The organism is Thermostichus sp. MS-CIW-40, from assembly GCF_054058315.1.
In genome coordinates this window covers 49,515-68,364 of record NZ_JBSSAC010000003.1, presented here as the reverse complement: position 1 = coordinate 68,364, position 18,850 = coordinate 49,515, and the positions used below count along the sequence as shown (strand labels likewise).

Genomic DNA, 18,850 nt, shown 5'->3' with positions numbered 1-18,850 from the left:
GCCTCATAGTCCAGGGATCCCAGCCTAGGCAGACATTTTGGGGTTGGTAGGTTTGCAAATCTTCACAAAACACTCATCCATCCCGCGATATAAAATTAGGCTGGATGCTCGGCTGTCTGAAAGTCGCAGAGGTTCTTGACCTATCTAAAAATTTAGGGGTTCGGTGGGGGGTCTGCTGCCACGGAATCCTTGATTTTTGGGGGTCAAAGAGGATCCCGCAAAAAAGCTTGGGATTCGGCTTTTGGGAGGTTCAGCCAGTCGCTCACCACTTTTTGGAAAGACCAGAAGGAGATCCATCATGCAAGATGCTTTTACCCGGGTGATCGCTCAGGCAGATGCACGCGGTGCCTTTTTAAGTGACCAAGACTTTGACCGTTTGGCAGCTTTGGTGGCAGAGGGCAACAAGCGCCTAGATGCTGTCAACCGCATGACCAGCAATGCCGCCCAAATCGTAACCAATGCAGCTCGCTCTTTGTTTGCTCAAGAGCCAGATCTGATCGCTCCCGGTGGCAATGCCTACACCAACCGCCGCATGGCTGCCTGCCTACGGGACATGGAGATCATCCTGCGCTACATCACCTATGCCACCTTGGCCGGGGATAGCTCTGTGCTGGAAGATCGCTGCCTGAACGGCCTGCGGGAAACCTACATTGCTCTGGGGGTGCCCACCACTTCTGTGGCCAACGGCATTGCTGCCATGAAGAAAGAAGCCCTGGCCAAGATCATGGATCCGAAGGGCATCACTCCTGGGGACTGCTCGGCGCTGCAAAGCGAAGTGGCCAGCTACTTCGATAAGGCGGCTGCCGCCATCGTTTGAGCTTTGGGTCGAAGCCAGCTTGGTCGTTCCTTTCAGAATTGAGATCCGTTAGATCCCTCATTCATTTCTGATAGGCGGGTGGAGATCCAGTCCGCCTTTCCTACAGAACGTCCATTAACAACACAATCGATGAATTTAGGAGCTGCAAGGTGAAAACTGTCATCACTGAAGCGATTGCTGCCGCTGACAATCAAGGGCGTTTTCTGAATGCCAGCGAGCTGCAGGCCGTGAATGGTCGTTACCAGCGTGCTGCTGCTTCTCTGGAAGCGGCCCGTGTCCTAACCAACAACCAGCAAACCCTGGTGCGGGAAGCGGTGCAGGAAGTGTTCAAGAGGTTCCCTTACTTGACCCAGCCGGGTGAAATGGGCCACGGCGATGTGTTTCAGGCCAAGTGTGCCCGCGACATCGGCTACTACCTCCGCTTCATTACCTATTCTCTGGTTGCAGGTGGCACCGGCCCCCTCGATGAATACCTGGTGGCCGGACTGCGGGAAGTGAACCGCTCCTTTAACCTCTCTCCCAGCTGGTACATCGTGGCTCTGCAGTACATGAAGAGCCGCGCTCTGGGCATGCTGAGCGGTCAAGCGGCCAACGAAGCTGCCATCTACTTCGATTACGCCATCAACGCCCTCAGCTAAGGGATCCCAGGGCAAAGATCCCCGCTTGTTGGGAGTGGACGATCTCTTTCTTTGTCTTCCAATTGTGTGTCTCTCCAGAGCAGGCGACGGCTCCAAAGAGGTCTATTCCACCTGTTTCCAGGTTGGTTTGGCGCCTTGGCTTCTCTTAAGCCGGTTGGGTTGGTCGCCTGCTCTCCAGTCTGGGGTAGTTAGCCTTTGGATTGTAGGCATTGCCCAACGGCAGCGTGCTGGTTCGCGAGAATAGCCGGTACGGCTTGTTCGCTGGTCAGTTTGCCTGTCTTCCAAACGAAGTCTCATAGATACCTGGGGAAAGCGATGTTTGGTCAAAGCACCACCAGCCCTGAAGCCCTGACAGAAGCCGGCAGCCGGGTTTACCGAGTTGAGTACACCGGTCTGCTCAACCCGCCCGATGCTCTGGCCACCTCTGCCAAAGTTCGCCGCAGCACCCTGAGCACCACCGTTCCCTACAGTCGGTTGTCTGCCGAGATGCAGCGCATTCTGCGGATGGGTGGCAAAATCGTGCAGGTCACTGCCTTGTCGGGAGCCAATGCCTCTCCCGCTCAGGGCAACGGCGCTGCTGAGTGAGGGAGGCCCGACGGCCGACTGAAGTTACCGGCAAGGTTGCCCAGGTGTCATGAACAGCTCTGCAACGGTTCGTATGGCATCCAACACGGCGGTGCTGCCGCAGCAGCTCACTTGGGAGCAGGCGATAGCCCGGCTGCAGGGGGATGACTTGCAAGATCGGTACTATGCTGCCTGGTACCTGGGCACAGTTCGGGATCCAAGGGGGGTAGAGCCGCTGCTTTTGGCGTTGCAGGATGAGCGGGATCGCACCGCCTTGGGGGGCTATCCTCTGCGCCGCAATGCTGCTAAGGCCCTGGGGCAAATCGGGGATGCGCGGGCCGTGCCCGGTTTGATCGAGGCGCTCACTTGTACCGACTTTCATGTGCGGGAAGAGGCTGCCTATGCCTTGGCTCAATTGGGGGACAAGCGAGCGGTGGATCCCTTGCTGGCACTGTTGCAGTCCCGCGAGCAGGAGCAGCCCTGGGAAGCCCTTATCGAGGCCTTGGGTCAGCTTCAGGCCACCGAGGCTGAGGCAGCGATCCGGCCCTTTTTGAACCATCCCTCTGAGCGGGTGCGTTCGGCAGCGGCTTGGGTGCTCTATCGCTTTACGCAAGCCGAGGAGCTGACCCAAATCCTGGTGGCGCTACTGGCCCACTCCAACTCCAGCCTACGACAGGCCGCTTTGTTCGACCTGGCCGAATCGGGATGGGTGGCGGGGGCGCCGCTGTTGGCAACAGCCGACGTAGCGCTCAACCTGCGCATCAATGCTCTGAAGCGGCTGTTCGATGTGGCGCTTCAGTTGGGGTGGGTGCCGCTGGCTCAGGTGACGGCGGTGATCCTGCCGCAACTGGAGAAGCTCTTCTAGGATCCTGGGGCGCTCAGTGCCTTTGATCAGCGGTTTCAAGTGTACCTTTGACTATTCGTTGCCTATGTCCTCCGCCTCGGCTGCTCAAGCGTTTCCCATTGCTGTGGCTCAACTGGCAGCAGAATTGGAGCAGGCCACGTCGCCTGAGGAATTGTTGCGGGTGGTGAGGGCGCTGGGCGCTTTGGGCCAAGTGGAAGGGATCCCCATCTTAATTCGCGCCTTTGGGTTTAATCGCCCTGCAGTTGGGGAGGCTGCTCTGGAGGAGGTGCTGCGCTTTGGGGAAGCCGCGGTGCAGCCCTTGCTGAGCCATATTGACGGTTTTGACTATGGGGCGCGGGCCTATTCGGTGCGGGCTCTGGCCCGTATTGGCCATGGGGATGCCTACCCCTTTTTGGCAGAAGCCATTGTGGCGGACTTTGCCCCCAGTGTACGGCGGGCGGCGACCCGCGGGCTGGGACGGGTGGCTGCCAAGCGGCCCTTGCCCGATCAAGAGCGAGCCTTGCACCTGTTGCGGCAATGCCTTGCCGATGCCGATTGGGGAGTCCGCTATGCCGCCGTCGGATCCCTGACGGACTTGGCTCGCCAGGGTGAACAATCTCTGCGCCCCTCAGTCGAGGCTGCGCTCCAGATGGCCTTGGAAGATGCGGATCCTCTGATCCCTCTCCGCGTCCAGATGAGCCGGCAGGAGTTGGCTGCCGAGCCTTAGCTTCTCTGCTCTAGTGTGTCTTTCTCGGTTTTTCTCGTTTTTTCAGGAGCACCACCTATGTCCCTTCCGTTGCTTGCCGATCGCCCCACCACCCAAAATGAGCGGGTGCCTCGCTACTTTGTAGCCAGCGACGAAACCCCGCCGGTCTACCGTCCTGACGACCCGACAGGAATTGACAACATCATTCGCGCCGCCTATCGCCAGATCTTCAGCGAGCATCTGATGCTGGAGAGTTATCGGCAAAAAGCTCTGGAGTCCCAATTGCGCAACGGGGCAATCTCGGTCAAAGAGTTTGTGCGCGGCCTGGGCAAGTCGGAGGTGTACCGGGATCTGGTCATGGTTCCCAACGACAACTACCGCTTCATCGAGGTCACCTTCCAGCGCTTTTTGGGTCGGCCCACCTACAGCCAACAGGAGCGCATCAAGTACTCCATCATCGTTGCCACCAAGGGACTAGATGGCTTCATCGACGCTGTGGTGGATAGCGAAGAGTACAATGCCGCCTTTGGGGACGATGTGGTGCCTTACCAACGCCGTCGCCTGTCGGAAAAGCCCGCCAACCTGGTAACCCCCCGCTATGGAGCTCGTTGGCGCGATGTCTCCGGCGTGAAGCGCTCGACGCGGGAAGTGGTGCGCACCTATCGTCTCACCCGTCCTCCCAAACCCGGGGATCCAGAAAACTTCCTCAACATGGCCCGCATGCTCAATCCCAAGCCGGCAGCGCGGCAAAACATCAGCGTCTTCGATCTGAAGATCCCGGACATGACCACCAGCCGCCGCTAGGACTGGGCAAGCTTCCGGGGGCAACCCTTTGCGGGCTCTGCCGGGCCGATCGATCCGAGGCTGTTCGGATGGGTCGGCCTGCCGCTGTGCCTGGGGCAAGATTCGTTATAATCCTGGTGATGCTTCTTAACACTTGGGTCGCATGAAGAATCCGGTTGTGCGGGCTTTTTTTGTCGGCAAGGCTGTGGCGGATGTCCTACGGGAGCGTTTGGAAAGCGCCCTCACCGATATTGCCGGAGAAGTGGGCAAGGTGTGGGCCGAGCTGCAGGAGGGCTGGCAAACCTTTGCCCAGGATGTCATGACCCGAGCTGAGGCAGAAGCATCCGTGGCCGCCCAGGAAAGGGTGCCGCCTCCTTTCCAGACAGAAGATCTGCAGGCAACTCTGGACGACTTGCGGGCAGAAGTGGCGCAGTTGCGCTCCGAGTTGCAGAAATATCGGAGTCGAAACGCTTGAACGCGAGCCTTTTGGGATCCCGGACTTCTTTGGGATCACAACCCGTCAAGCCCTATACCGCCTACCGCTGGGCCCGGGAGAACTATACTCGCCAGGGCCGCATGCTGGACATTTGGCGATTTGTGCTCACCTGGCTGTTTTACCTTTGGCTGGATCAGCAGGCTTGGAGCTATGGGGGACAACCCACGCCCGAGCGAAAGGCCAAGCGCCGCCGGGCCAGAGCCATTTGGATCCGCGAAACGCTGCTTAACTTAGGCCCTACTTTTATTAAAGTGGGGCAGTTTTTCTCCACCCGCGCCGATCTCTTCCCCTCGGAATATGTCGAGGAGCTCTCCAAGCTGCAGGATCGGGTGCCTGCTTTCAGCTACGAACAGGTGGCGGCAATTGTGCAGCAGGAGCTGGGCAGGCCGATAACCCAAATCTACAGCTACTTTGATCCCACCCCTTTGGCCGCTGCCAGCTTGGGGCAGGTGCATCGCGCCAAGCTGAAAACCGGGGAAGAGGTGGTGGTGAAGGTGCAGCGTCCGGGGCTGACCCGGCTGTTCACCATCGATTTGGAGATCTGCCGTGGGATTGCCGAGTTCTTTCAGTATCGCACCTCTTGGGGCGGGCCGGGCCGCGACTGGATCGGCATCTATGAAGAGTGTCGGCGCACCCTCTGGGAAGAGGTGAATTACCTCAATGAGGGCCGCAATGCCGATACCTTCCGCCGCAACTTTCGGGATATGCCGCAAATTGCCGTCCCCAAAGTGTATTGGCGTTACACCTCTCCTCGCCTGTTGACATTGGAATACCTGCCGGGGATCAAAATCAGCGATTACGAAGCCCTGAGCGCGGCGGGGCTGGATCGCAAGGTTTTGGCTCGTCTGGGGGCAGAGGCTTATCTGCGGCAACTGCTCAAGGATGGTTTTTTTCACGCCGATCCCCACCCCGGCAACATTGCCGTGAAGCCCGATGGCACGCTGATCTTCTACGACTTCGGCATGATGGGCCGCCTGCCCTCCGATGTGAAAGAAAAGCTGATGGGCACGCTGGCAGGTGTGGTCTCCAAAAATGCCGATCGGGTGGTGGCCTCGCTGGTGGAACTGGGGGTGCTGGTGCCCACCGCCGATCTGGCTCCGGTGCGCCGCTCGGTGCAGTACATGCTGGATCACTTTATGGACAAACCCTTTTCCGGCAACTCGGGAGAAATCTCGGTGGCGGCCATTAGCGAAGACCTTTACGAGCTGGCCTACGATCAGCCGTTTCGTTTTCCGGCTACCTTTACTTTTGTGATGCGGGCCCTGACCACGCTGGAGGGATTGGGGAAAGGGTTGGATCCGGAGTTCGACTTTATGGAGGTGGCCAAACCCTTTGCGGAAGAGCTGATGAGTTTGAACGGAAGCGAGACCGAGACCCTCTTGGCCCAGGTTGGCCGTCAAGCGGCTGAGTTCACCAGCAGCAGTCTCAGTTTGCCCCGCCGGATCGAATTGACCTTGAGCAAGTTGGAACAAGGGGAGCTGCGCCTGCGGGTGCGATCCAGCGAGACGGAGCGCTTGCTGCGCAAGCTGAACAACACCGGGCTGGGAGTCATTTACGGGGTGTTGTTTGGGGCCTTTTTTTTGAGCGCAACTCAGCTCTTTTTGGCCGGACATGCTACCTTAACGGTTATCACTTTGGTTTTGGCTGCCCTCGCTGCTCTTGCTTTACTCAGAGTACTCTTAAGGTTGAATCGGTCAGAGCGATTGATGTGATGCGACGATATGCCTGCGCTACGGATCCCGGCAAGATCCGCAGCAGCAATCAGGATGCCTACTACTGCGATCCAGAGGGGCGCTATTTTATTGTTGCCGATGGTATGGGAGGACATGCTGCTGGGGCTACAGCCAGCCTGTTGGCCGTCGAGACCATCCGAGAATATCTGGATCGAGGCTGGAAAAACGTGCCGGCACCCCGGTTGCTCAGCGAAGCCGTAGAAGCAGCCAACAGTGCCATCCTCAAGGATCAGCGGGAAAATCCAGAGCGGGCAGACATGGGCACTACGGTGGTGGTGGCCATGGTGGATCCCAAGGGCAACTGCTGGAGTGCTCACATTGGCGATTCTCGCCTCTATCGCCTACGGGGATCCGAAATGCAGCGAATGACCGAGGATCACACCTTGGTGGCCCGCTCCATTCGACTGGGGGAGCTGACCTATGAGCAGGCCCGGATTCACCCTTGGCGACATATTCTCGAGCGCTGCCTGGGCCGACCCGATGCGGGTCCACCTTCTGTGCAGCCGATTACAGTTTACCCAGGGGATCGCCTGTTGTTGTGTAGCGACGGCCTGACGGAGGAGTTAGACGACGAAGTGATCATCGAGTACTGCCTGCAGGTGGAAGATTTGGAGCAGCTTCCTCTAAAACTCATCGAAGCGGCCAAAGAGCGGGGCGGGCGAGACAACATCACGGTGGTGATTGCCGAATACGCCTAGTTTGCCCCCGGCTAGAGACGGTATTGGCGGTACACTTCGCTGGCCGCTCGGTGCAGCAGGGAGTGGCGATACACGAGGCGGTTGAGGTCTTTGCCGTAGCCGCCGCCGATGACGCAGGCGACAGGATAGCCCTGCTTTAGACAAGTGTTCAGCACTTGCATGTCCCGCCGAAACAGGCCCTGGTCGCTAAGGGCCAGCTTGCCCAGGAGATCTTCTTCGTGGGGATCCACACCGGCATCGTAGAGCACCAGGTCAGGGCGCACCTGAGCCAACAGATCGGGCAAGTGGTCGGCCAAGGTCTGGAGATAGGCTTCATCTTCCATGCCTACCGGCAGGGCCACGTCCAGGTCGCTCTGCTGCTTGGTGGCGGGGAAATTGGCCTCGCAGTGCATGGAAAAGGTGAACACCCGCGGCTCGGAGCGGAAGATCCAAGCAGTGCCGTCTCCCTGGTGGACATCCAAATCCACGATCAAGAGCCTTTGCACCAGCCCTTGCTGCAGCAAGACTTGGGCGGCAATGGCCAGGTCGTTGAAGATACAAAAGCCGGAGCCGTAGGCGGGGAAGGCATGGTGGGTGCCGCCGGCGGTGTTGCAGGCCAGGCCGTGGCGCAGGGCCAATTGGGCGGTCAAGACGGTACCCCCCACCGCTCGACAGGTGCGCTGTACCAGCTCTGGGCTCCAGGGCAGGCCGATACGCCGCTGCAATTTGGCTTCCAGGGATCCCTCACAGTAGGCCCTGACGTACTCAGGGGTATGTACCGACTCAATCCAGGCGAGAGGGGGCAGCTCAGGGTGGTGCACTTGCTGGGGGCGGATCACCCCTTCCCGCAGCAGCAGCTCTTGCAAGAGGCGAAATTTCGGCATGGGAAAGCGGTGGTCCGGCGACAGGGGGGCACTGTAGTCGGGGTGGTAAACAATTGGCAAAGACATCAAGGGCAACTGGATTGACGGCGGCGAGCATGGCCTATGACGGCTCCAGTGCTTATGGTAGAGGTAGCCCGCTCCTGCCGGATCCCTTCGAGACTCTTGCAAACCTGTTCTCCGTACCGCCGCGATTCCCTATGTTTACTGCGCCGGATCCCTTTTTGGGTCGCCTCTTGGCTCAGCGTTATCGACTTGTACATCTGCTGGGACAGGGGGGCATGGGGCGAGTCTATTTGGCTCAAGATTTGCTCTTTGGTGGGGTGGAAGTGGCCGTCAAGCTGCTTTCCCAGCCGGCAATGGATCGGCGCACCCGCCTGCGCTTTGAACGGGAAGCGAAAGCCTGCGCGGCTTTGGGCCAAAAAAGCCTGCACATTGTCAAAGTCAATGACTATGGTATTACCCCCGATGAGGTGCCCTTCTATGTGATGGAATACCTGAACGGCAAGACCCTCAAGGATATTCTGGCCGCGGGGGCTTTGCCTTTGGAGCGCTTTTTCCGGCTGGCCCGCCAAATTGGCCTGGGGTTAAAGGCGGCCCACGAGGGGATCCTCATGGAAGGGCAAAGGGTACAGGTGATCCACCGCGATTTGAAGCCGGCCAATGTGATCGTGGTGGCCGATGACAGTTTTGGGGAACTGGCGAAGCTGGTGGATTTCGGCATTGCCAAGCTGCTCAACAGCCATGAATCTTTGAGCTTTACCCATGCCTACCTGGGAACGCTGGCCTATTCTTCCCCGGAACAGCTGGAAGGGTTGCCGCTGGACGTCCGTTCCGACATCTACAGCTTCGGGATCATGCTGTACCAGATGGTGTCTGGCCAGATGCCCCTCAAGCCCACCACCGAATCTTTCCCGGGCTGGTACCAGGCCCACCACAAGCACCGGCCCATCCCTCTAGAAGACTGGGGACTGAAGTTTCCGCTGCCCGCCGGTTTGTCTGACTTGATCCTCGGTTGCCTGGCCAAAGATCCTGCCGCCCGCCCGCAGTCGGTGGCCAATGTGTTGGCGGAGCTGGAGCACATTCAAGCCAGAGCACAGGGATCTATTGCCCCTCAGGTCCCAGTCGCCTCGTCGGAAGAGGCTGCCTCTGGCCCACTTTCTGGAGGTCTCCCTGCCGCTGCGCCGTCCTTGGTTACAGCCGGTACTCTGCGGCTCAGGCCCTTGACGGCGGCCACGGAGGTCGAGAACGGGGGATCCCTGCTTTGGGTGCGCTTGATTCCCTTTCTGATGGGCGGGCTGCTGGGCTGGGTTTTGGTGAGTTGGCAATGGGGACAGTTGCTGCAGCGCCCCTCGGCCCCCCGTGTTTCCGGGTCAGGATCTCGTCCGGCAGTGGAAGATCCCATTGCCCCAGAGAATGTCCATCCTATGCCTGGGGAGCTTGTCCCTGAGCCCCTTGTTTTGGCTTCAGAGCAGAACGGACGGCGGGATCCCGCGCCGGAGCTGGAACCCTACACCCGGAGCGGGCCGGTGTTTCGCGCCTTTCCCCTGGAGACTTCCCGCGAGACGGTACGAGCCAGCCTGGGATCCCCCAACCAGCAGGGGCAGGGCGCTTGGCCCAATACCGTGTACGACCTGTACCGCTTTGGCGGGGTGGACTTGGGCCTCACCTACGACGAATCCAGCCTGGCCCTGCGGCAAACCGAAGCCACCGTCACCGATGGCGTACCCACCCCTCAAGTGGAAGGACTCTTGGAGGATATGCTGCAAGCCCCCTTGCCTGCTCAACTGCAGCGAGAACTGCAGGCTGTGCGCGAGGGACGTTCCGGGCGAGTGCAATTCCGCGTTGGCCCCTGGGCCGGCAGGATCGAACGCAACGCCCAAGGCCATCTTTACATGGCCCTCTGGGATCCCACGCTGCCCAGCGGTGCTCCACCACCTTCCCCCTCCTTTCCTACCCTACCCCCGGCTGCCCCTGTTGCCCGGCCTCCCAAGGCCCGTAACCTCAATTCAGCAGCAGGCGGCCCTCGTCCCGGCCAGACCATGCAGGAGCTGCTGCGCCGTGCGCGCGAATTGCGGGGGGACTGAGCCATGTCTGCTTCTGAAGACAAAAAGCCGCTGTTGGGCACCGTCGCTCGCTTCTTCAAAACCCTGGCCAGGCCCTTCCCTATCGGGCCTACAGCTCTCCTCAAACCCCCCGAACCTCCTCCCCCCAAGCGCCCGGTGCGCCTGCGGATTACCTGCCCGGGAGAGCCCCCCCAGGTGGTTGCCCTGAAGGGATCCGACATTCTCGGTCGCAGCCAGACGGTGGCCACCATTCGCATCCCTGCCCCCGCGGTGAGCCATCTCCACGCCCACATCCGTCCCCGCCCGGATTGGCGCCTGCCCGGTCTGGGTTGGCGGATCCCGTTGCCCCCTATTCTCTACTGGCTGGGGTGGAATGCCGGTCGCTACCAGCTAGAAGATCAAGACTCGACCAACGGCGTTTTCCGCCTCAAACCCTTCGGTGGTGTCGAGCGGGTGCGCCGGGTGATCTTGCGGCATGGCCAGCAACTGAGCCTTGGCCCGCCTCGGGATCCGGAGAGCGTGGCCATAGAGGTGCTGGATCCACCCCCACCACAGGTGTATGGGGTGCGTGGCTGCCTCATCCTGATGGTGGTCTTGGGGCTGGGGGCAAGGATTTGGATCGGCCATGAGTGGAGCAAGTTCTCAGTGGAGCCACCCCTCTCCGCAGATCGCAACCCCCTGATCGTCCTGGCCGGGGATCAGCAGACGGAGCTGCGCCGCCATCAGGGGGACACCTACCGGGAGCTGCCCAACCTAGAAGCTTTTGGCCCAATTCTGCCCAAGGTGGTGGTCGCCGCTGAAGATCACCGCTTTTACTCCCACTTTGGGGTGGATCTGCTGGGCATTGCCCGCGCCTTTTGGGTGAACCTGCGCTCGGGGGAAGTGCAGCAGGGGGGCAGCTCCATCAGCCAACAACTGGCCCGCACCGTGCTGCGGGACTACACCGGCTCCGGCAACACCTTCGGGCGCAAGCTGCGGGAGGCCGTCGCCGCCCTGAAGCTGGAACAGCGCTACAGCAAAGACGAAATCCTCGCTCTCTACCTCAACAATGTTTACCTGGGCAACGGCATCTACGGCTTTGAAACTGCTGCCCAGTTCTATTTCGGGATCCCAAGCCGCCAGCTCAGCCTTTCCGAAGCTGCGACTCTGGCGGCCATTTTGCCCGCGCCCAATGCCTTTAACCCTGTCGCCAACTATGATGCCGCCGTTCGGGGCCGAGATCGGGTGTTGGATCGCCTGAGCGAGCTGAAAGTCTTCCCCGAAGAGGAGATTCGGCGGGCCCGGCGCAGTCGCCTCACCCTCAACCCCAATTTGCGCTCCCAAACCTCGACAGTTGCTCCCTACTTTTACAGTGCCGTCTTCCAGGAGCTGCGGCAGCTCTTGGGCCAAGACCTCTCGGCAGAGGGCAACTTCATCATCGAAACCACGGTGCATTTGCCCTACCAGCGTTTGGCAGAGCAAGTCCTGGCCCAAACGGTGCGCGAGTCGGGATCCCGCTTGGGCTTCAGCCAAGGCGCTTTGGTCAGTCTCGACAGCCGCAACGGTGAAGTGCTGGCTTTGGTGGGCGGGATCGACTACAACGCCAGCCCCTTCAACCGGGCTACCCAAGCTCAAAGGCAGCCGGGCTCCACCTTCAAAGTGTTCACCTATGCGGCTGCCCTCACCCAGGGGATCCCTCTCTCCCAAGTGTTGTCTTGCGAGCCCCTCACCTGGGGCAACCTCACCTTTCGGGGCTGTCGCTCGGGATCGGCCCCTATGGATTTGGCCCGCGGCCTGATCCTCTCCGAAAACGTGATTGCCCTGCGGTTGGCCCAACAAGTAGGTCTAGAGCAAGTGGTGGCGACGGCCCGGCAAATGGGCATCCAATCGCCGTTGCAACCCTATCCTTCTATGGTGATTGGCACCATGGAGGTGAACTTGCTGGAGTTGACAGCAGCCTTCACTCCTTTTGCCAATCGTGGCCTTTGGTCAAGGCCCCACACCATCCGCCGCATCTTGGATAGCAGCGATTGCGCCAACCCCAACGACTTTCGCACCTGCCGTGAGATTTACCCTGGTCGGGAGGATCCCCGTTCTCAGCGACTTGTCCTGCCAGAAACCGTCGCCCAACAGATGACAACCGTACTGCAAGGGGTGATCAGCTCCGGCACCGGCACTGCTGCCCGGCTCGGCATTGGAGAAGCCGGTAAAACCGGCACCACCACCGCCAACAAGGATCTGCTCTTTATCGGCTACACGCCCAACCCTCCCCTGGTGACCGGCGTTTGGTTGGGCAATGATGACTCCAGCCCAACACGAGGAAGCAGCAGCATAGCTGCTCAAACTTGGGGAAATTACACGAGGCAAGTCATTACCAATAGTTTGACGATGGTTCAATAGAGCAACTCCGAGAGCAGCCTTGGCAATTGGCAACCCCAAATCCTGACAACCCGACAGAAAACTCTCCTGCATCCCAAGTGAGAAATGCCTAATAACCAGTTTGGCCGTACCCCTCAATAAACCCACAATCTAGGTTCACCCACTTTCTCAGCGCAGATCTCGGCCAAAGGGCAACAACGACAAAATAATTAACTTCATGTGTTGTTTGGCAAAGGGGATCCCAACAATGGTGATTGCCAGAATCACAGCCCAGAAGAGATGGTTAAGCACCAACGGCCAGCCAAACAGCAATAGCCAGATGACGTTAAAGATCAGCAGCAGCGGGCTGTTGGCATCGGGATACTCCACCACTTCCTTTCCGAAGGGGGCAAGCACTGCAAACCCCAGTTTGATGCTCTGCCAGCCAAAGGGAATGCCGATGATTGTCAGGCAAAGGCTCAGTCCTCCTAAGATGTAGCCCAAACCTGTCAGCAAACCCCCGAAGATTAGCCAGATGATGTTGCCAATCAAGCTCATGATTCAGATCCTCCACCGTTGAGACCAAATTGCAGGGTACAAGAGCAGAACTAGCCTTCCTGTTCGACATCCATACTCTAACCAGCTGTTGGCCAAGACTGGGATCCCAAAATCTGCTTCTTTCCTGGGCTCTAGCGTTCTGCGTCACCGAGGGGAGCGGGCTCCATCACCGGAGGCACTGCGGCCCTATTCACCTTGCAGGGCAGAATGCGGTTCAGAAAGCGGAGGATCCCCCAAACCCAACTGACGGTGATCACCCAAAAGATCCACAACCCGCTTGCCCACGGTTGCGGCAAGTCCAAGGCCATCCCCCCAATCATTGGGCCAAGAGCAAACCCCGCCGCCCAGCAGAGGGAGTTGACCGACAGATACACCCCCCGCAAGTGATCCGGCGCCAAATCCGCCACCAAAGCAGAGGCAGAGGGGTTGTAGCTCACCAACGCCAAAGAGAGCACCGCCAGCGCCAAGACTGCCACCGCCGGGGCCGGAGCCCCCAATTCCGCCGCCAGACCGCTAAGCCAAACCAAAAGAAATCCCACCCCCCACATCAGGGCGGATCCCTGCAACCCTTGGATGCGCGTCCGGCGATTCAACCAACGGGCCACCGGCATCTGCAGCAGAGCGATCAAGGCCCCATGCAAGGCAAACAAAATGCCGATTTGCACCTCTGGGATCCCTACCCCATTGCGGAAGTAAAGGGGCATGCTGCTGCTGAGCTGGGCCACATAGGTGGTGAACAGGATATTCGACAGGCCAAACACCAAAAGGGAGCGATCTCTAAGGGCGGTTTTCCAACCTGCCAACACAGGCTCTGCTGCCGGACAAGTCGCCCGAGTTTCCCGGATAAAAAACCAAAGTACTGCCAGAAAGATTAGAAAAGTGACACCGTCGATTACAAACAAGAGCCGATAGGCCCCCGTCAGAGCCACCAGCGTGCTGGCCATAGCCACCCCAAGGCTGAGGCCCAGGTTATCCCCCAAACGGTTGAGAGCGTAGGCTTCGTTGCGCTGCTCACGAGTGGTTAGATCTGCTACAATCGCTTCCGCAGGCGGCCAGTACAACCCCTGCCCCAAGCCTGCAGCCATATTGGCCAGGGCAAAACTCCAGAAGTCATAGGAGAGCGCAAACCCAAACGACCCCAAGGTGGAAATAGCCAGAGAGAGGATCAAAGTGGAACGGCGCCCCCAAGCTCCATCGGCCATCGAGCCGCCCAGGATGCGGCCAAACACCCCGGCAAAAGCCATAATGCCTAGCCCCAGGCCCACTTGGGTGGCGGTCAGCCCCACCTGATTCACAAAAAAGAGACTGGCATAAAACAAGGTAAAGCCGGTTCCAGTTTGGGAAAGCAGCCGACCGATAAAGATCAGCCAAACCTGAAAACTGAGCTTCGGCCACCAAGAAGGGATCCACATGTTGAGTGCAGCAGGATGTTGAGTGCAGCAGGGGAGGGCCTACCTAGCCTACGGGATCCCGATCCTTGAGGCCAGGGCAAGGAGCCTGCTCTGACAAGTAAACTGAAAATTTGTGCAGCCAGGCTTGATGTTCGTTGCCAGAAGGCTCTTCACCCAGCGAGCCAGCAGACAGGGCAACCCATTTCCCCAACTCCAAATATTCGCTCAACAGCCGCGCCAACTTATAAACTCGATAATCGAGCTGCACTAAGCTACTTTTCATCTGCCCCAAAACACCCAGTCCTCTTCTGAGCCAACTTACAACCTTCAACCTTTCCCAAAACCTGCTGATCGCGTCAGCGGGACGGAGTCCTTGCAGGAAGCCAACCCCCATCTTGCTTGCTGCAGCCGAGGCGCAAGTTCCCTTTGCCCACAACAGAGCACCTGTAGCTCAGCCGCAAACCTGGACAAAGCTAGAAGAAGCTGTGCCTTACAGTTCTAGTACCAACAATTTTAACTAACGGGGGTGCGGGGGCAATAGGTCCCATGCTCTAGCCGCAGGGTGAGCACTGGGATACATGGATCCCCGCCATACCCCTGAGCGAAATCTGTAGTAAAGCCTACTTATGCTGGCGGTAACCTACAAGTACTGGGCTTATCCAGATGCCTCCTAACAAACCAGCTCACGGGCGGACGACGGGGATTGACCTGGTTTTGGAGCAATTCCTGACGACTTCAGAGGGCGCTTTTGGGAACGGCCCAAGGGCTTCAAAGCCCTGCAAGGCCAGCTGAGAAGGCTGCAACCCAGGGGGGCGAGAAAACAGCAGGGGTCTTGCCACTGGAAGAGAGCACCACTGCAGGTTGCCAGGATGCAGCAGGGCATTGCCAATGGTTGCCAAGAGTTTCATTTCCAGAGGGCCCATTGGCGTTGAGACCGAGGGCAGACCCTCTCTATCTTTTCTTTGTGGAAGATCTTTGTGGAAGACCTCAAGGCCAAGGGCTGGGCAAGGGGGATGTTGCCCAAGGATTGCGTCGAGGCTGCCTAGGGATAGATTCTCTGCCTTCTGGAGTGGGTTTGCTGGAAGGGTGGGGTGGACTTTGCCAAGGTTGACCCCAAAGGAAGCGGCCAAATCGGTTGCAAGTGCTGGGGGATGGTTAGCAACAGCTGGGCTGTCGGGGGGCCTCAGTGCCCTGAATGCCGGTACCGGGTGCATCGGGACTCAGCCTCAGCCTTGGGAACTGTGCTGGGTGGATTAGAGGTTGTTTTGCGAGCTGGCAGTGCCTAGGGGGGAGGCTGGGGAAGGGGAACCGCCTGTCCAGTTGTTCTGTCGGGGGTTGTAGACCCAGACAAGTGGCGTGGGGCAGGAATGCCCGACCGCGAGGTAAGGACTCCGTCCTGCTGACGGGAAGGGTGGTCCGCGCTCTGTCCATAGGATGAGCGCCGGGAGGATGTCACTCTTGCCGACTTTGGTGTTCGCGCCAGAACTGCTCCGCAAAAGCCACCGTCGGGTGGAGAGGGGCACGGGGTTTGCTGCGCAGGGGCATGTTGGCTTCTTCAGGGGTGCGGTTGCCCTTGCGTTGATTGCAGCGTTCGCAAGCCGTCACCACATTGTCCCAACTGTGGGATCCCCCTTTGGAGAGGGGCACGACATGATCCAAGGTCAGATTGTGGGTGCTGCCACAATACTGGCAGGTGTGGTGATCCCGCCGCAAAACCTCCCGCCGATTCACAGGGGGCACGCGCCAAGCGCGCTCTTTGCCCTTGATGGTCAGGCGAATATGTTCGGGCACTTCAATGACCTGGCTGGGGGAGCGCACCTTCCACACCGGCACATTCATCATCGAGAGCGGTTCGGCTTTGCCTGTTAGCAGCAGCACGATTGCCCGCTTGATATTGACCCGGCTGATGGGCAAATAGTTTTGGGAAAAGACAACGATCGACTGTTCCAGAAGGTGGGTAGCGGCAGTCATGGCTCAGCTCTTCCTTTTGCCGCCATTCTCCTGAGGAATCTGCCGAATGGCAAGCTTTTCCCCACCGCCATCGACACCGGCAGAGCTCAGACATTCAAGAGTTTCTTACGATCGCCAGCCAGACAGATGGGCTAGTATCCGGGTGATGGTTGGATCCCGTACCGCCCATGACTTACCCGCTGCACGTCGCCCTGGTTTGGCACCAACACCAACCCCTCTACAAAAGTCCGGTGGCGGGTAAATATCGCATGCCTTGGGTGCGCCTACACGGGATCAAAGATTACCTGGACTTGGTGTTGCTGCTGGAGCGCTATCCCCGCTTGCACCAAACGATTAACCTGGTGCCCTCCCTGATTGTGCAAATCGAAGAGTACGTAGCCGGCTCGGCTTTTGATCCTTACCTGGAACTGACCCTATCCCCTGTCGAAAAGCTCAGCCCCGATCAACTGCGCTTTGTGGTCGAGCGCTTCTTCGACAGCCACTACCCCACCATGATCGAGCCCTATCCCCGCTATCGGCAGCTCTACAACCAACGGGAATCTCAGGGGGTGAACTGGTGTCTGCAGTACTGGACTCCGCAGGACTTCAGCGATCTGCTGGCCTGGCACAACCTGTCTTGGTTTGATCCTCTCTTTCAGGAGGATCCTGAGATCGAGGGCTGGATCAAAATGGGATCCGGTTTTACCCTGGCGGATCGGCAGCGGATCTACGCCAAGCAACAACAGATCCTCGGCGCTATCCTGCCCCAGCACGCCAAACTGCAGAGCAACGGCCAACTGGAGCTGACCACCAGCCCCTATACCCACCCCATCTTGCCCCTGTTGGTGAGCGAGCGCTCGGCACGGGTGGCCCGCCCAGGGTTGCCTTTGCCTCGCTACCCCTTTCACTGGGAGCAGGATGTCCACACCCAACTGGAGCGGGCTAAGCAGATCTATCGGGAGCGCTTTGGCCGCGAGCCGCGGGGCCTGTGGCCTTCGGAGCAATCGGTGAGCCCTGCCATTGTGCCGATTGTGCAAGAACAGGGCTTTGATTGGATCATCTCCGACGAAGGGGTTTTGGGGTGGAGCCTGGGCCAGCCTTTTCATCGCGATGGGCAGGGCCACATTCTGGAGCCGGAGAAGCTCTACCGCCCCTACCGCCTGGAAACCGAGCGGGGGGATTTGGCCATCGTCTTTCGGGATCACCGCCTTTCGGATTTGATCGGCTTCAGCTACAGCGCCATGCCCGCCGATGCTGCCGCCAAAGATCTCATCGGCCATCTGGAGAGCATCCGCAACCGCCTGCCTCAGGAGCAGCCCTGGCTGGTGACCATCGCTCTGGATGGGGAAAACTGCTGGGAGTACTACCCCCAAGATGGCCGGCCCTTCTTGGAAAACCTCTATACCCGCCTCAGCCAGCACCCGGCGCTGCGCTTGGTGACGGTCTCCGAGTTTCTGGATCAGTTTCCTCCCACCGAGTTTTTGCCGGCAGAGCAGCTGCACAGTGGCTCCTGGATCGAGGCGGACTTCACCACCTGGATTGGGGATCCCGTCAAAAACCGCGCTTGGGAGCTCTTGGCTCAGGCCCGCCAGGTGATTCAGGATCATCCCCGCGCCAATCCCCAAGCCTGGGAAGCCCTCTGGGCCGCCGAGGGATCCGATTGGTTCTGGTGGTTTGGGGCAGGCCACTCCTCCGCCCATGATGCCGTTTTCGACCAGTTGTTTCGGGAGCACCTGCAGGCGCTCTACACTGCTTTGGGAGAGGCGGTGCCGACCGTGCTGCAATTTCCCCTGGAGGATCATGACGGCCTAGGGGATCGCCTGCCGCAGGGGTTCATCCACCCGGCCATCAACGGTCGTCCGGCAGAACGGGAGTGGAGCCAAGCCGGGCGGGTGGAGATTGGAGCGGCCCGAGGCACCATGCACCGCAACAGCATTGTTCGTCGCCTCTGGTACGGGTTCGATCACTTCAACCTCTATCTGCGGCTGGATTTTAACTCGGTGGTGCAGCGGCCCAGGCAATTGCTGGTGCTGTGGTTCTATCCCAACCGCGTCACCGTCAACAGCCCCATTCCCCTGCAGGGATTGCCGGCAGAAGCCCCTCTCAACTACCACTACCGCCACCTGTTGCGGTTGTCACTGCCGCCTCCCGGCACCGGCCAGCATCCGGCGGAGGTGCAAGCTCAGCTCTTGCAAGCAGGGGAGTACCACACCTGGCACGCCATCGGCCATCAAGTGAAGGCGGTGGTGGATGCCTGTTTGGAGGTGGCCATCCCCTGGAGCAATTTGGGCGCCCAGCCGGGTCAGGAGCTGCAATTTGTCATCCTGGCTGCCGATGGCGAGACCTTTCAGGAAGGGATCCCGCCCAAGGCCACCATTGCCCTGCGCAGACCCTGAGAGTGATGACCAG

The 18,850-nt window shown here is 59.3% G+C and carries 18 protein-coding genes; 13 read left to right on the top strand and 5 right to left on the bottom strand.

The window, feature by feature from the left end:
* Positions 1-298: 298 nt before the first annotated feature.
* The 9 genes from ACVWXF_RS02035 (at position 299) to ACVWXF_RS01995 (ending at position 7,279) form a co-directional block, all read left to right on the top strand.
* Entirely contained in the window at positions 299-817 is a 519-nt protein-coding gene (locus ACVWXF_RS02035) for a phycocyanin subunit beta (protein ID WP_011432573.1), read from the top strand.
* A gap of 149 nt (positions 818-966) precedes the next feature.
* The gene (locus ACVWXF_RS02030) at positions 967-1,455 is read left to right on the top strand and encodes a globin family protein (RefSeq protein WP_011432574.1); all 489 of its coding nucleotides are present in this window, start codon (positions 967-969) and stop codon (positions 1,453-1,455) included.
* Positions 1,456-1,770: 315 nt separating this feature from the next.
* Positions 1,771-2,040, top strand: a complete 270-nt coding sequence (locus ACVWXF_RS02025) for a phycobilisome linker polypeptide (protein ID WP_011432575.1) — start codon at positions 1,771-1,773, stop codon at positions 2,038-2,040.
* Positions 2,041-2,089: 49 nt separating this feature from the next.
* Positions 2,090-2,884: a HEAT repeat domain-containing protein gene (locus tag ACVWXF_RS02020; RefSeq protein ID WP_071818148.1), complete on the top strand. Its 795-nt coding sequence runs from the start codon at positions 2,090-2,092 to the stop codon at positions 2,882-2,884.
* Between the two features lie 64 nt (positions 2,885-2,948).
* A complete protein-coding gene (locus tag ACVWXF_RS02015) occupies positions 2,949-3,590 on the top strand; it encodes a HEAT repeat domain-containing protein (RefSeq protein ID WP_457473497.1) in 642 nt (213 codons plus the stop codon).
* A 57-nt stretch (positions 3,591-3,647) separates the two neighbouring features.
* The gene (locus tag ACVWXF_RS02010) at positions 3,648-4,373 is read left to right on the top strand and encodes a phycobilisome rod-core linker polypeptide (RefSeq protein WP_414349917.1); all 726 of its coding nucleotides are present in this window, start codon (positions 3,648-3,650) and stop codon (positions 4,371-4,373) included.
* A gap of 142 nt (positions 4,374-4,515) precedes the next feature.
* Positions 4,516-4,827 carry a DUF6825 family protein gene (locus tag ACVWXF_RS02005; RefSeq protein ID WP_414329408.1) on the top strand — a complete coding sequence of 104 codons (312 nt, stop codon included), beginning with the start codon at positions 4,516-4,518 and terminating at the stop codon, positions 4,825-4,827.
* Positions 4,824-6,560: an ABC1 kinase family protein gene (locus ACVWXF_RS02000; protein WP_457473496.1), complete on the top strand. Its 1,737-nt coding sequence runs from the start codon at positions 4,824-4,826 to the stop codon at positions 6,558-6,560. The genes ACVWXF_RS02005 and ACVWXF_RS02000 overlap by 4 nt, the downstream gene beginning before the upstream one ends.
* The gene (locus ACVWXF_RS01995; protein WP_457467277.1) at positions 6,560-7,279 is read left to right on the top strand and encodes a PP2C family protein-serine/threonine phosphatase; all 720 of its coding nucleotides are present in this window, start codon (positions 6,560-6,562) and stop codon (positions 7,277-7,279) included. The genes ACVWXF_RS02000 and ACVWXF_RS01995 overlap by 1 nt, the downstream gene beginning before the upstream one ends.
* An 11-nt stretch (positions 7,280-7,290) precedes the next feature.
* On the opposite strand, the gene ACVWXF_RS01990 is transcribed toward ACVWXF_RS01995, so the two are convergent.
* The gene (locus ACVWXF_RS01990; RefSeq protein WP_457473495.1) at positions 7,291-8,208 is read right to left on the bottom strand and encodes a histone deacetylase family protein; all 918 of its coding nucleotides are present in this window, start codon (positions 8,206-8,208) and stop codon (positions 7,291-7,293) included.
* Positions 8,209-8,339: 131 nt separating this feature from the next.
* Between ACVWXF_RS01990 and ACVWXF_RS01985 the strand changes: the two genes are divergently transcribed.
* Together ACVWXF_RS01985 and ACVWXF_RS01980 are read left to right on the top strand one after the other, a co-directional pair.
* The gene (locus ACVWXF_RS01985; RefSeq protein WP_457473494.1) at positions 8,340-10,226 is read left to right on the top strand and encodes a serine/threonine-protein kinase; all 1,887 of its coding nucleotides are present in this window, start codon (positions 8,340-8,342) and stop codon (positions 10,224-10,226) included.
* Between the two features lie 3 nt (positions 10,227-10,229).
* Entirely contained in the window at positions 10,230-12,584 is a 2,355-nt protein-coding gene (locus ACVWXF_RS01980) for a transglycosylase domain-containing protein (RefSeq protein WP_457443261.1), read from the top strand.
* Positions 12,585-12,731: 147 nt separating this feature from the next.
* Here ACVWXF_RS01980 and ACVWXF_RS01975 read toward each other — a convergent pair whose 3' ends face one another.
* The 3 genes from ACVWXF_RS01975 to ACVWXF_RS01965 form a co-directional block, all read right to left on the bottom strand.
* Positions 12,732-13,100 (bottom strand): YccF domain-containing protein, encoded by a 369-nt coding sequence (locus ACVWXF_RS01975; protein WP_414343163.1) that lies wholly within the window; start codon positions 13,098-13,100, stop codon positions 12,732-12,734.
* A gap of 131 nt (positions 13,101-13,231) precedes the next feature.
* Positions 13,232-14,512 (bottom strand): MDR family MFS transporter, encoded by a 1,281-nt coding sequence (locus ACVWXF_RS01970; protein ID WP_011432585.1) that lies wholly within the window; start codon positions 14,510-14,512, stop codon positions 13,232-13,234.
* A 43-nt stretch (positions 14,513-14,555) separates the two neighbouring features.
* Positions 14,556-14,774: a hypothetical protein gene (locus tag ACVWXF_RS01965; RefSeq protein WP_414331694.1), complete on the bottom strand. Its 219-nt coding sequence runs from the start codon at positions 14,772-14,774 to the stop codon at positions 14,556-14,558.
* A 769-nt stretch (positions 14,775-15,543) separates the two neighbouring features.
* On the opposite strand from ACVWXF_RS01965, the gene ACVWXF_RS01960 reads away from it, so the two are divergent.
* Positions 15,544-15,777 carry a zinc ribbon domain-containing protein gene (locus ACVWXF_RS01960; protein WP_457405781.1) on the top strand — a complete coding sequence of 78 codons (234 nt, stop codon included), beginning with the start codon at positions 15,544-15,546 and terminating at the stop codon, positions 15,775-15,777.
* A gap of 166 nt (positions 15,778-15,943) precedes the next feature.
* Here ACVWXF_RS01960 and ACVWXF_RS01955 read toward each other — a convergent pair whose 3' ends face one another.
* Entirely contained in the window at positions 15,944-16,462 is a 519-nt protein-coding gene (locus ACVWXF_RS01955) for an HNH endonuclease (RefSeq protein WP_414350223.1), read from the bottom strand.
* Between the two features lie 167 nt (positions 16,463-16,629).
* Here ACVWXF_RS01955 and ACVWXF_RS01950 point away from each other — a divergent pair, with 167 nt between their 5' ends.
* A complete protein-coding gene (locus tag ACVWXF_RS01950; protein WP_457473493.1) occupies positions 16,630-18,837 on the top strand; it encodes a glycoside hydrolase in 2,208 nt (735 codons plus the stop codon).
* Positions 18,838-18,850 lie beyond the last annotated feature (13 nt).